The sequence below is a fragment of the Amycolatopsis sp. NPDC001319 genome, from assembly GCF_042896185.1.
Lineage (GTDB): Bacteria > Actinomycetota > Actinomycetes > Mycobacteriales > Pseudonocardiaceae > Amycolatopsis.
Map to the genome: position 1 here is coordinate 12,599 of NZ_JBIAWY010000002.1, position 12,241 is coordinate 24,839.

General features: G+C 72.7%; 11 protein-coding genes. 9 read left to right on the forward strand and 2 right to left on the reverse strand.

What is annotated here, in order from left to right; translation table 11 throughout:
• The first annotated feature begins 24 nt into the window (after window positions 1-24).
• The gene (locus ACFY1H_RS05700; protein ID WP_366588906.1) at window positions 25-849 is read left to right on the forward strand and encodes a CoA ester lyase; all 825 of its coding nucleotides are present in this window, start codon (window positions 25-27) and stop codon (window positions 847-849) included.
• A 180-nt stretch (window positions 850-1,029) separates the two neighbouring features.
• Window positions 1,030-1,788: an IclR family transcriptional regulator gene (locus tag ACFY1H_RS05705; protein WP_366588908.1), complete on the forward strand. Its 759-nt coding sequence runs from the start codon at window positions 1,030-1,032 to the stop codon at window positions 1,786-1,788.
• 10 nt (window positions 1,789-1,798) lie between these two features.
• On the opposite strand, the gene ACFY1H_RS05710 is transcribed toward ACFY1H_RS05705, so the two are convergent.
• Entirely contained in the window at window positions 1,799-3,244 is a 1,446-nt protein-coding gene (locus ACFY1H_RS05710; protein ID WP_386944892.1) for an aldehyde dehydrogenase, read from the reverse strand.
• A gap of 140 nt (window positions 3,245-3,384) precedes the next feature.
• Between ACFY1H_RS05710 and ACFY1H_RS05715 the strand changes: the two genes are divergently transcribed.
• The 7 genes from ACFY1H_RS05715 to ACFY1H_RS05745 all read left to right on the forward strand — a co-directional run bounded on the left by ACFY1H_RS05715 (window position 3,385) and on the right by ACFY1H_RS05745 (window position 11,392).
• A complete protein-coding gene (locus tag ACFY1H_RS05715; RefSeq protein WP_386944894.1) occupies window positions 3,385-4,455 on the forward strand; it encodes an LLM class flavin-dependent oxidoreductase in 1,071 nt (356 codons plus the stop codon).
• Window positions 4,452-5,837: a carboxylesterase family protein gene (locus tag ACFY1H_RS05720; protein ID WP_386944895.1), complete on the forward strand. Its 1,386-nt coding sequence runs from the start codon at window positions 4,452-4,454 to the stop codon at window positions 5,835-5,837. Before ACFY1H_RS05715 ends, ACFY1H_RS05720 begins: the two co-directional genes overlap by 4 nt.
• Window positions 5,838-7,013 (forward strand): CaiB/BaiF CoA transferase family protein, encoded by a 1,176-nt coding sequence (locus tag ACFY1H_RS05725; RefSeq protein WP_386944897.1) that lies wholly within the window; start codon window positions 5,838-5,840, stop codon window positions 7,011-7,013.
• Window positions 7,010-7,861 (forward strand): MaoC family dehydratase N-terminal domain-containing protein, encoded by an 852-nt coding sequence (locus ACFY1H_RS05730; protein ID WP_386944899.1) that lies wholly within the window; start codon window positions 7,010-7,012, stop codon window positions 7,859-7,861. The genes ACFY1H_RS05725 and ACFY1H_RS05730 overlap by 4 nt, the downstream gene beginning before the upstream one ends.
• 121 nt (window positions 7,862-7,982) lie before the next feature.
• Complete coding sequence (locus ACFY1H_RS05735; RefSeq protein WP_386944900.1) at window positions 7,983-9,143, forward strand: CapA family protein; 1,161 nt, start codon at window positions 7,983-7,985, stop codon at window positions 9,141-9,143.
• Between the two features lie 96 nt (window positions 9,144-9,239).
• Complete coding sequence (locus tag ACFY1H_RS05740; RefSeq protein ID WP_366588928.1) at window positions 9,240-10,589, forward strand: MFS transporter; 1,350 nt, start codon at window positions 9,240-9,242, stop codon at window positions 10,587-10,589.
• A gap of 38 nt (window positions 10,590-10,627) precedes the next feature.
• A complete protein-coding gene (locus ACFY1H_RS05745) occupies window positions 10,628-11,392 on the forward strand; it encodes an alpha/beta fold hydrolase (RefSeq protein WP_386944901.1) in 765 nt (254 codons plus the stop codon).
• Window positions 11,393-11,503: 111 nt separating this feature from the next.
• Here ACFY1H_RS05745 and ACFY1H_RS05750 read toward each other — a convergent pair whose 3' ends face one another.
• Window positions 11,504-12,166: a GPR1/FUN34/YaaH family transporter gene (locus tag ACFY1H_RS05750; protein WP_386944902.1), complete on the reverse strand. Its 663-nt coding sequence runs from the start codon at window positions 12,164-12,166 to the stop codon at window positions 11,504-11,506.
• Window positions 12,167-12,241: the final 75 nt, after the last annotated feature.

Consider the following 12,241-nt stretch of genomic DNA (forward strand, 5'->3'; position numbering starts at 1 on the left):
CGCATCCGAGGAGCAGCACGGAAAATGCCGACGAACGAGTCACCCGCGAGCGACGACCTCCGGCACGCCAGGACGTTCCTGTTCGTGCCGGGGCACCGTCCGGAACGGTTCGCGAAGGCGGCCGCGGCCGGCGCGGACGTCGTGGTCGTGGATCTGGAAGACGCGGTCGCGCCGGCGCAGAAGGCCGAAGCCCGGGAAAACGCCCGGGCGTGGCTGGCCGAGGGGCACCGGGCGGTCGTCCGGCTGAACGCGCCCGGGACTTCCTGGTATGAAGCCGATCTGGCGGCCGTCGGCCCGCACGCGGCGGGCGTGTTGGTGCCGAAAGCGGAAGACCCGGCCACGCTCGCCGCGGTCGCCGCCGCCCTGCCGGCGGGCAGCGGCGTGGTGCCGCTGCTGGAGACCGCAGCGGGCATCGCGAACGCGATCGCCCTGTGCGCGTGTCCGTCGGTCGTCCGTCCGGCGTTCGGCAGCGTCGACCTCGCCGCACAGCTCGGCGTCGACCACCGCTCGCACGAGGCCCTGCGCTACGCCCGGTCCACCGTGGTGCTGGCCGCCGCCGTCGCCGGCCGCGGTGCCCCGGTCGACGGCGTCACGACCGCGTTGGCCAACGAGGGCGCGCTGACCACCGACCTCGACCACGCGGTGCTGCTGGGCTTCACGGGGAAGCTGTGCATCCACCCACGGCAGGTGGAGCCGTCGAACCGGCGCTTCAGCCCGACGGATCGTGAAGTCGAGTGGGCTCGCGGGGTGCTGGCGGCGGACCGGGACGGTTCCGTGGCGGTGTACGACGGACAGATGATCGACCGCCCGGTGGTGCGGCGGGCACAGGCGATCCTGGCCCGCCGGTGAGTGCCGGCAGGGCCCGCGGTCCAGCGGCACACCTGGTGACGCGACTGCGCCACGCGGTGCCTTTCCGTATCGTGGAAGATCGTGGAAGCGTTGGGCCTTCCGGGTTAACATGGGCGACACGTGCGCGGGGCGCGCTCCGCCGCCGGTGGTCGTCCCGCAGCCCCAGTACCCGGAGGAGTGATGGCGCGGAAGCCCGGTGCCGAGCTCGGCAGCCACGTCGGTCGCGTGTTCGGCATCCTGGACCTGCTGGGCGGATCCGAGCCGCTCACGCTCAGCCAGGTGGCCCGCCGCGCCGAGCTGCCGGTTTCGACCACGCACCGGCTGCTGGGCGAGCTCGTGGCCTGGGGCGGGGTCGAACGCACCGAGTCCGGCAGCTACCGGCTGGGTGACAAGATCTGGCGCCTCGGCGCTTCCTCGTCCTGGGAACGGGAGCTGCGCCGCGCGGCGCTGCCGTTCGCCAACGAACTCGCCGGACGCACCGGCGCCGCCGTCGCGATCAGCACCATGATCGGCGACCGCCTGGTGTGCATCGACACCGTCCGGGGCAAGCTCGACAGCATCTATCTCGCGCACGCCGGCGACGAGATCCCGCTGTTCGCGACCAGCGCCGGCAAGCTGCTGATGTCCACTGTGGACCGGCCGGTGCTGGCCGAGGCGCTGCGCACGCGCCTGGAGCGGCGCACCCCGTACACGCAGGTCGTGCCGCGCCTCGTGCTCGCGCAGCTGGAGGCCGCGCGGCAGGCGGGGTTCGCCGTGTCCCGATCGGAGAGCACGGCGGGGCAGTCCTCGCTGTCGGTGCCCGTCGCGACCGGGATCGACCGCACGCCGATGGCGCTGACGGTCCTGGCGCCCGCGACCGACGTCAACCTCGCCCGCCTGGTTCCGACGCTGCGCCAGTACGCGTCGTCCATCTCCCGGTCGATCGCCGACGCCGGGTGAGCCCGCCGGCTCACCCGTAGACGGCCTTGACCTCCTGGAAGCCGGCCAGGGCCGCCGGGCCCAGCTCGCGGCCCAGGCCGCTGTCCTTCATCCCGCCGAAGGGCGCACCCGGGTCGACGCGGTACCCGTTGATCCCGATAGTCCCGGTTCGCACGCGCCGGGCCACGCCGTGGCCGCGTTCGGGATCGGCGGTCCACACGCTGCCGCCGAGGCCATACGGGCTGTCGTTCGCGATCCGGACGGCATCGTCGTCGTCCGCGTAGGGCAGCACGGTCAGCACGGGACCGAAGATCTCCTCGCGGGCCACCACGCTGTCGCGGTCCAGCCCGGTGAACACGGTCGGCTCCAGGTACCAGCCGGTGGGCTGCCCGGCCGGTCGGCCGCCGCCGGTCACGAGGGTGCCTCCGTCGGCTCGTCCGCGCTCGATGAACCCCTCGACGCGGTCGCGGTGTGCCGCGGTCACGAGCGGACCCAGCTGCGTCGCGGGGTCCAGCGGGTCACCGATCTCGAGCGATGACACGAAAGCGGCGAGGTATTCGGTGATCTCGTCGTGGCGGCCGCGCGGCACGAGGACGCGGGTGCCGAGGTAGCACGTCTGGCCGGTGTGGCCGAGCAGCGCGGACGCGAGCCGTACGTTCAGGCCGGGCGCGGTGAGGTCGACGTCGTCGAGGAACACCGCGGCGGACTTGCCGCCCAGCTCCAGCGTGGCCGGGCGCAGCAGCCGCCCGCAGACCTCGGCGATCGCGCGCCCGGTCGCGGTCGACCCGGTGAACGCGATCTTGTCCACCTCGGGGTGCGCGACCAGGTACCGGCTTGTGTCACGGCCGGCCGGGAGCACGTTCAGCACCCCCGGCGGTAGTCCGGCGTCGGCCGCCGCTTCGGCGAGGAGGTTCGCGTCCAGCACGGTTTCCGGCGAAGGCTTGATCACCACGGTGCAGCCCGCCGCCAGCGCGGGCGCGTACTTGAACGACGCCAGTGACTGCGGCGCGTTCCAGGGCGTGATCGCGGCGACCACACCGAGCGGTTCGTGGAGCACCCAGGTGGTGCCGCCGCGCATGCTCGGCTGGGCGTGCTCGACGTTCGTGACGGCGGCGACGCCGGCGAAGTGCCGCAGCAGCCGCACCGGCAGGTCCGCCTCTCCGGCCACCGCCATCGTGATGGGCATGCCGTTCTGCGAGCTGACGCGCCGCGCCATTTCGTCCCGGCGCGTTTCCAAGGCGTCCGCCAGCTTCTCGAGCACTTCGGCCCGTTGCCGGCCGGTCCAGCGGGACCAGCCGAGCGGGTCGTCGAACGCCCGCCGGGCCGCGTACACCGCCCGGTCGGCATCGGCCTCGCCTGCGTCGGGCACGGACCCGAGAACCTCTTCGGTCGAGGCCGAGCGGACCGTGATGCGCTCGGCCGAACGCGGAGCCAGCCAGGCCCCGTCGAGGAACAGCGAGGAGTAGTCCATCGTCATGGAGCCAGTGAAGGGACACCGGTTTCCGCTGTCCACGCACCGCTTCCGCGCGATGGAAAGATCCTCTCGACCCGGTCGCCTCCCGTGCTCCAGAGTGATCCGACATCCACCGGCACGCGAAGAAGCGGAAAGGTCGTCGCATGGCTTTGGAATTCGGGATCTTCGATTCGTTCGACCTCGCCCGGGGCGGCGTGGGCGAGCTGCTCGACGATCGCCTGCGGTTCGCTCAGGAGGTCGAGCGGCTCGGCTTCGCCCACTACCACGTGACCGAGCACCACGGCACGCCGTTGTCCGTCTGCCCGTCGCCCAACCTGTTCGTCGCGGCGCTGAGCCGGCTCACGAGCACGATGCGGCTCGGCACACTGGTGAACGTGCTGCCCGCCTACGAGCCGTTCCGCCTGGCGGAGGAGATCGCGACGCTGGACCAGCTCACCCACGGCCGGCTGGACTTCGGCGTCGGTTCCGGCATCAGCCCGCTGGAACTCGGCATTCTGGGCGTGCGGGGCGACCAGGCGCGCGAGATCTACCAGGAGACGCTGACCGCCGTCACGAACGCACTGCGCACCGGCCGGATGACGCACCAGGGCACGCTGCTGCGCGACTACGACGCGGCGCTGTCGGTGTTGCCGGTCCAGCGCCCGTACCCGCAGCTGTGGTACGCCTCCGGCAGCGCGGTCACCGCCGAGTGGGCCGCCGCCAACGGCATCAACTTCGTGACCCGGTGGGAGGACGGCGCGGTCGCCGAGGTGGGTACCACCTTCTGGACCGCGTGGGAGAAGCACCGGCACGACGAAGGCCGCCTCAACCCGATCACCGGGCAGCCCCGCTTCGGCATCTCCGGCCCCGTCGTCGTCGCCGGCAGCCGGGCCGAGGCGGAAGACGTCTTCGGCCGCGCCAATGAGCTGCACGAGGAGCGCCTCCTGCACCTGTGGCACGAACACGACGACCACCGGCTCGACGGCGTGTTCGGCACGGAGCGCGTGCTGGCCAAGGGCAACGGCATCATCGGCACCGCCGACTCGGTGCGCGACGAGATCGTGGCGCAGGTCGAGGCGTCCGCGGTGAACTACCTCGAGCTGAAGATCATCTTCGGCGACATCGGTCGCGACGCCGCCGTCGCGACCGCCCGCACGATCACGGGGCACGTCGCCCCGGCCGCCCGGGAGGCCGCGGACAGGGCGGCCCGCCGCCTCGGCCTCCCGGTCGAATGACCGCCGGCTCCGCATCGGGCTCGGCGCGCCGCGTACACGTCGAGTCGGGCGAGCTCGAAGGCACGGCCGAGGACGGGGTCGCCGCGTTTCTCGGTGTGCCGTATGCCGCGCCGCCGAGCGGGGCGGCGCGGTTCCGCCCGCCCGGGCCGGCGCGGCGCTGGCGGGGTGTGCGGCCGGCCGTGCAGTTCGGCGCGGCGGCTCCACAGCCCGGGAGTCTCCGTGCCCGCCTGATCCTCGGGCGGTCGGTGCCGTCCGGGGCCGACTGCTTGGTGCTGAACGTGTGGGCACCGGAGGGCGCTCGCCCGGGCGCGTTGCCCGTGCTGGTGTGGCTCCACGGCGGCGGCTTCACCAACGGCTCGGGCGACGTGCCCGCCCTGCGCGGCGCGGTGCTGGCCAAGGACGTCGACGCGGTCGTCGTCACGGTCAACTACCGGCTCGGCCCGCTCGGTTTCGCGTGGCATCCCGACCTGACCGGAGACCACGCGAACCTCGGCCTGCTCGACCAGCGGGCCGCGCTGGAGTGGGTGGGCCGCAACATCAGCGCGTTCGGCGGTGACCCCGGCCGGGTCACGCTGGCCGGTGACTCCGCTGGCGCGATGAGCGCCGCGATCCAGTCCGCGCTGCCCGGCGCGGGGGAGCGGATCTCCGCACTGGCCCTGCACAGCGGCCTGCCCCGCCTGGCCGAGCCGGACGCGGCCGCCGACGGGGTCGAGCGCCTGGCGGCCTGGCTGGGCGTGCCGGTGCGCGCGCTGGCCGAGGTCGGCAACGACGCGCTGATCACCGCCGCGGCCGCGATCGCCCCCGCGCACCGGTTCGGCCCGGTCGCGGCGGGCGAACTGGCGCGCGGCCTGCCCGCTCCCGGCGCGCTGCCGACGCTGCTCGGCACCACCGGTGACGAGGGCACGTTCTTCCTGCTCGACGAGCGTTCCCCGCGCGAGCTCTCCGATGCCGAGGCGCGCACCCTGGCCGAGGCGCTGCTCCCCGGCGACGCCGCAGCCCGGTACGAGGCCGCGGCCCTGGCGCTGCCGCCCGAGCGAGCACTCGGCTCACGCTGGGCCGTGGCCGCCGCGGCCACCGTGGCCCTGTTCGACGAACCGGCCGACGAGTGGGCCGCCACCGCGCCCGGGCCCGTGTGGCGCACGCAATACTGCCGGCCGGCGACGCTGTGGGACGGCTGGCTCGGCGCCACCCACACGCTCGACGTGCCGGTGCTGTTCGGTACCCACCGGAGTCCCGAGCCGGCCCGGCTGTTCGACGGTGACGACGGGGTCGAGCTGGTCTCCGCCCGCTTGCGCCGCGACTACCGCTCATTCCTGCACCGAGGCGTGCTCGACTGGCCACAGTGGACGCCCGGTGCCCCTGTCGTGCGAAAGGTGTCCTGAATGGACCTGAAGAACCTGCCGCTGTCCGGTGTCACCGTGGTCTCTCTGGAACAGGCGGTGGCCGCGCCGTTCGCCACGCGCCAGCTCGCCGACCTCGGCGCCCGGGTGATCAAAGTGGAACGGCCCGGCGCCGGCGACTTCGCCCGTGACTACGACCGCACCGTGCACGGCCAGGCCAGCTACTTCGTCTGGCTCAACCGCGGCAAGGAGAGCGTGGAGCTCGACATCAAGGCGCCCGCCGATCGCGCGCTGCTGGACGCCGTGATCGCGAAGGCGGACGTGTTCCTGCACAACCTCGCGCCCGGTGCCGTGGACCGTCTCGGCCTCGACGCCGAGACGGTGCGCGCCCGCCACCCGCGCCTGATCACCTGCGCCATCTCCGGGTACGGCACGGCCGGGCCGTACCGCCGGAAGAAGGCCTACGACCTGCTGGTGCAGTGCGAAACCGGCCTGGTCTCGGTGACGGGCACGCCGGACACCCCGGTGAAGGTCGGCGTCTCGATCGCCGACGTCGCCACCGGCATGTACGCCTACAGCGGGGTGCTGACCGCGCTGTACGAGCGTGAGCGGACCGGGGAAGGCAGCGCGCTGGACATCGCGATGCTGGACGCCCTCGGCGAGTGGGTCGCGCAGCCGTACTACTACTCGGTGTACGGGCAGCGCGCGGCCGAGCGCACCGGCGCGCGGCACGCGTCGATCGCGCCCTACGGCCCCTACCCGGCGGGCGACGGCGGCACGGTGTTCCTCGGCCTGCAGAACGACCGGGAGTGGGCCGTGCTGTGCGAGCGCGTGCTCAACCGTCCCGACCTGACCGGCGACCCGCGGTTCGCGCACAACCCCGACCGGGTGGCGCACGACGACGAGCTGACCCCGATCGTCGAAGCCGCGTTCGGGAAGCTGACCGCGGACGAGCTCGTGGCGCTGCTGGACGAGGTCGGCATCGCCAACGCGCGGCTGCGCACACCGGCCGAGTTCGCCGAGCACCCGCAGCACGAGGCCCGCGGCCGCTGGCGCGAAGTGGACACCCCGAACGGGCCGATCCGCGCGCTGCTGCCGCCCGTCACCGTGGCCGGCCGGGAGCCGGCGATGGGGCCGGTGCCGGCATTGGGCGCACACACCGACGCCGTGCGGGCCGAGTTCCTCGGCGCGCGGGCCGGACAGGAGGAGACGTGGTGAACGAGCAAACCGTTGCCGGACGGGAAACGGCCGAGCACGTGGTGCGGACCGAGGTCCTCACCGGCGGCCCCGCCCACGCGCTGGCCGGCCTGATCGAGGTTCCCGAGCCCGCGCCCGGCTCAGGACTGCCACCGCTGTGGCACTGGGTGTACCTGCTGGACCACCCGCCGCGCTCCGCGCAGGGCCCCGACGGCCACCCGGTCACCGGCGTGCCCCGTCCGCCGGGACCGGGCCGCCGCCGGATGTGGGCCGGCGGGCGGGTGCGCCGGCTCGACCGGCTGCTCGTCGGCGAGGAGGCGACGCGCCGCACTTTCGTGCGCCGATCGGTGGACAAGCAGGGCAGCACCGGTCCGCTGACCTTCGTCACCGTCGCGCACGAGATCAGCCAGGGCGGCCGCGTGGTCGTCGACGAGGAACAGGACCTCGTCTACCGCGCGGCGACCGCGGCCGGGCCCGGCGCACCCGAGTCCGCCGAGGTCGTGCCGCCGGAGGGCAAGGAGCGCCGGATCGTGGTCGATCCGGTGCTGTTGTTCCGCTACTCGGCGCTCACCTACAACGGCCACCGCATCCACTACGACCGCGACTACGCCCGCGACGTCGAGGGTTACGCCGGGCTGGTCGTGCACGGTCCGCTGCAGGCGTTGCTCATGGCGGAGGCCGCGCGCGCACGCCGGCCCGAGGTGACGGCGGTGGAGTTCGACTACCGCCTCGTCTCGCCCTTGATCGACCACCAGGGCCTGGTCGTCTCGGCCGTCGCGGGGGAGGACGGCGCGCTCGTGACCCGGGCGCGCGACGACTCCGGCCGCACCACCGCGACGGGCATCTGGCGACCGCTCGCGTCCGCCTGATCTCCGTGCGTGGCCCGGGCCGCCCGCCTTCGGCCTGGTTTCCACGCGGCGGAAAACCCTGGTCGACGCCGCCCCGGCCGGCCTTGATACTCAGCCCATCCGCGCAGCGAGGAGGCTCCGCATGTCGGTTCCCGATCCGATCCGCGTCATCGCCACGGGCGAGCTCATGCTCTGCATGGAGGATGACCCGGAGCCCTATTTCGAGCCCACGGCCCCTTACCTGCGTGCCGCGGACGCCGTCATCGGGCACCTGGAGTTCCTGCACACCACCGACCCGCAGCCCGCGTGGGACAACCGCTTGCCCGCGCCGCACCCCGACAAGCTGCGCGGCCTGCTCACCGGCAACGTCACCGCGGTCACCCTGGCCGGCAACCCCGCCTACACCTACGGCCCGCCCGGGGTCACCGACACCCTCGCCTGGCTGGACGAGCACGGCATCGCGCACACCGGCGCGGGTCACAACATCGACGAGGCGGTCGAACCCGCGATCCTCGAGCTGAACGGCACGACCGTCGGGCTGCTGTCCTACGACTGCATCGGGGTCGAGGCCAACGCCGCCACCCCGACCAAGCCCGGCGTCGCCTACGTCGACGTGATCACGCACTACGAACCGGGCCGGATCACCGCCGGCCCGCCCCAGATCTACACGTGGCCCGAACCGTGGAGCCTCGAGGCGATGCGCGAGGAGATCCGTGCGCTGCGCCGGAAATGCGACGTGGTGATGGTCGGGATCCACATGGGACTGGTGCATTTCGCGGCCGCGCGCAACGAGATCCGGCTGGCCGACTACGAGCCCGCGGTGGCGCGGGCCGCGATCGAGGCGGGCGCGGACGTGGTGCTGGGCAACCACGCGCACGTGCTCAAGGGCGTCGAGTTCTACCGGGGCAAGCCGATTTTCTACTGTCTCGGCAACTTCGTGACCGCGTTCCCGTGGGAGGCGCACTTCGCGTTCCGCCGTGAACCGCTGACCACCCGGATGCGCTCCCGGCTGCGTGAGCGGCCGGGGTCCGCCGCGGACCACATCGACCCGGCGTACCCGAACTACCCGTTCCCGCCGGAGTCCCGCAAGGCGATGCTGGCGACCATCGACCTCCGCGGCGGCGCCGTGTCGCGGCTCGGCCTCGTGCCGTGCCTGATCGACCCGCACGGGGTGCCCGTGCCCGTGTCCCGCGAAGCCGGCGGCGAGGACGTCGTGGGATACCTGCGCAAGGCCACCGAGGGAGCGGGCCTGAACGCGAAGTTCGACTGGGACGGCGACGAGGTCGTCATCACCGAGAGCTGATCCTGCTTCACCACCTCCGCCTGGCGCGCCTCGCGCCAGGCGACTTCGACGCGCTCGCGTCACGTGATCTTCGGCCACCACAAGGGAGAATCAACGATGATTACACCACCGCTGCCATCAGGTTCCGCGCCGCGTTCGCGGCTGCGCGGCTGGATCGTGGTGACCGTGCTCCTCATCTTCATGATCATCAACTTCGTGGACAAGTCGGTGCTGGGCGTGGCCGTCAAGCCGATGCTCGCCGATCTCCACCTGAACCTCGACCAGTACGGCTTGGCCTCGAGCGGGTTCTTCTTCCTGTACTTCGTCTCGGCCCTGGTCGTCGGATTCGCGGCGAACCGCCTGCGGGTGCGATGGATCCTCTTGACACTGGCGATCGTGTGGAGCCTCGCGCAGTTCTCGATGCTGACGGCGGCCGGGCTCGGGACCGTGCTGATCTCCCGGATCGTGCTGGGCGCGGCGGAAGGCCCGGCGTTTCCGTTGGCCAACCACGCGGCGTACAACTGGGTCCCCGACCAGGATCGCCCGGTGGCGAGCTCCATGCTCGCGGGCGGAGCGGCCGGCGGCATCCTGGTCGGCACGCCGCTCATCGCCTACCTGGTCTCCGCGCACGGCTGGCGGTCGGCGTTCCTGGTGACCGCGCTGATCACCGTCGCGTGGTGCGTCGTGTGGGCGTTCGTCGGCAAGGAGGGGCCGCTCGCCCGGCCGGTCGCGCGGCGCAGCGCCCCGAGAACGCGCGCGGAACGCCGGGCGCTGTGGGCGTCGTACCGCAAGGTGTTCCTGTCCGGCACGTTCCTCGCGACCGTGTTCGCCGGGTTCGCGGCCAACTGGGCCACCGTGCAGGACGGGGCCTACGCGCCGCTGTACCTGCAGGACGCGCTGGGCTTGTCGTTGGGGCAGGCGAGCGCGTTCGTCGCGGTGAAGCAGGGTTTCGCGGTCGTCGTGGTCTTCATCGGACTCGGCGCGCTCATGAAGGCGATGCTCCGCCGCGGTGTGCCGACCCGGCACGTGCGCGGCACGGTTTCCGGCGTGTGCCTGTTCGTCTCGGGCGTTTCGGAAGCGGCGTTCGTGCTTGTTCCGGGTGCGGCGGGGAAGCTGGTGTTCAGCTGCCTGAGCGTGCTGTCGCTGGTGATCTTCGCGGTGTCGCAGACGGTGTGCGCCGAGATCACGCCGATTGCCCAGCGAGCCGGCGTCCTCGGCGCGTACAGCGCGGTGTACTCGCTGGCCGGCGTGATCGCCCCGGCGCTCACCGGCCGGATCGCCTCGGCCCAGGGCGAGGTCGCGGGCCTGCAGACGTCGTGGCTGATCGTGGCGGCGCTCCTGGTGGTTTCGGGCGTGCTGGCCATCGTTTTCATCCGTCCGGCTCGCGACGCTGCCCGCGTCGCCGCCCGGCTCGGCCACGCCGGGGGACTCCGGCCCGGCGTGGCCGAGCCCGCGGTGGTGGACTGAGGAAGACCCCCCGAGTTCGACGTCAGACGAGGAGGACCATGAAGCACGCCGGAGCGCATTTCGTGCTCGTGCACGGAGCTTGGTACCAGGCCTCGTGCTGGGCGAAGATCGTCCCGCTGCTCGAAGCGGCGGGGCACACCGTGGACGCGGTGAACCTGCCCGGCCGCGACGGCCGCCGGCCGATCGAGACCGTGACGCTGGACGACTGCGTCGCGACCGTCCGGGCCCGCGTCGAGGCGGCCGGGCGGCCGGTGGTGCTGGTCGGGCACAGCATGGGCGGGCTCACCGTCGCCCAGGTCGCCGAGCAGGTGCCCGACCGGATCGCGCAGCTGGTCTTCCTGTGCGCGTTCGTACCGGGCGACGGCCAGCTCCTCGCCGACCTCACCGCACTGCCGGAGTTCCGGTCGTCGTCGGCCGCGCGCCACCAGCGCCGGGACGTCGCCAACGGCGTGTCCACGCTGCCGGCTGAGCACGCCACCGAGGTCCTGTTCGGCACGTGCGCGCCCGACGTCGCCCGCGAAGCGGTGGGCCGGCTGGTTGCGGAAAGCCTGGGAATCGGAGCCCAGCGGGTGTCGCTGACGCCCACCGCGTACGGCACAGTCCGCAGCGCCTACGTCGAAGCGCTGCGCGACGAAGCGATCCCGCTCGCGGCCCAGCGCGCGATGCACCGCGCCGCCGCGTGCCAAGAGATCGCCGCGGTCGACTCCGACCACTCGCCGTTCCTGTCTCAGCCCGAGCGACTCGCGGACGTGTTGCACCGCCTCGCCGAACCGGCTGCCCGTACCGGGGAAGCCGGCGCTTGACCGCCCGGCATCTCCGGATCGTGCTGGGGAAGCCCCGTGAGCCCGGGAACGAGCGCCGCGCGCGGAAGGTCGCGCAAGCTCTCGGGCGCTTCACCGGCCCACGCGGGGGTGTCAGCGAGTGAGCAGGGGCCGGCCGAGCGGAAGTCCACGGCCGCCGGTTTCGGTGGACATGAGGTCGGCGTAGAGGTAGACGGAAACGGCGACGAAGGCGAACACGACGGCGCCGCCGGCGCGGGTGAGGCCGGTGGCCCCGGTCATGGTGCCGGCGAGGAGCAGGGCTAGGGCGAGGTCCACCAGGCCGAGCAGGAGGGTGAAGCTCGACGGTAGGCGCAGGGTGACGAGCGTGAGCAGGACGATGGTGATCAACCAGGACAACAGCCAGGTGACCTGGGCGTCGGTGGCGGAAACGACGGAGGTGCCGAACCAACCGTGGGCCAGGCCCAGCGTGAGGGCGGCGTAGCTGGCGTAGAACCCGAAGAACACGGCGAACAAGCTGGCGGACGCGTTCTGCCCGAGGGCCGCGGCCCAGACGGTGGTGATCAACAGCCCGATGACCGTGCAGGTGCCGAGGATGGCGAGCGTGGCGCCGGAGGCACCGCCGGGCATCGCGCCGATGTTGATGAGGCCGAGGCCGACGGCGCCCGCGATGACGGTGGGGATGCCCACGACTCCCGGGTTACCCGCCAGCGGATTGGCCGTTGGGGCTTCCGGCTCCGTGGATTTTCCGGTGGCGCCCGCAACGCGGCCTTGTGCGTGCTCGGACATGACGGTCATCGCGGTGCTCCTTCGTGGTGCGGATATGGTGCGGATCAGATCGGGACGTCGAGAAAGATGGAGCCCGATACCGCC

What these genes read in the sequence shown, in the direction of transcription:
- ACFY1H_RS05700 (WP_366588906.1), top strand. Translation starts at nt 25, where the DNA reads ATGCCGACGAACGAGTCACCCGCGAGCGACGACCTCCGGCACGCCAGG.
- ACFY1H_RS05705 (WP_366588908.1), top strand. Translation starts at nt 1,030, where the DNA reads ATGGCGCGGAAGCCCGGTGCCGAGCTCGGCAGCCACGTCGGTCGCGTG.
- ACFY1H_RS05710 (WP_386944892.1), bottom strand. Translation starts at nt 3,244, where the DNA reads ATGACGATGGACTACTCCTCGCTGTTCCTCGACGGGGCCTGGCTGGCT.
- ACFY1H_RS05715 (WP_386944894.1), top strand. Translation starts at nt 3,385, where the DNA reads ATGGCTTTGGAATTCGGGATCTTCGATTCGTTCGACCTCGCCCGGGGC.
- ACFY1H_RS05720 (WP_386944895.1), top strand. Translation starts at nt 4,452, where the DNA reads ATGACCGCCGGCTCCGCATCGGGCTCGGCGCGCCGCGTACACGTCGAG.
- ACFY1H_RS05725 (WP_386944897.1), top strand. Translation starts at nt 5,838, where the DNA reads ATGGACCTGAAGAACCTGCCGCTGTCCGGTGTCACCGTGGTCTCTCTG.
- ACFY1H_RS05735 (WP_386944900.1), top strand. Translation starts at nt 7,983, where the DNA reads ATGTCGGTTCCCGATCCGATCCGCGTCATCGCCACGGGCGAGCTCATG.
- ACFY1H_RS05740 (WP_366588928.1), top strand. Translation starts at nt 9,240, where the DNA reads ATGATTACACCACCGCTGCCATCAGGTTCCGCGCCGCGTTCGCGGCTG.
- ACFY1H_RS05745 (WP_386944901.1), top strand. Translation starts at nt 10,628, where the DNA reads ATGAAGCACGCCGGAGCGCATTTCGTGCTCGTGCACGGAGCTTGGTAC.
- ACFY1H_RS05750 (WP_386944902.1), bottom strand. Translation starts at nt 12,166, where the DNA reads ATGACCGTCATGTCCGAGCACGCACAAGGCCGCGTTGCGGGCGCCACC.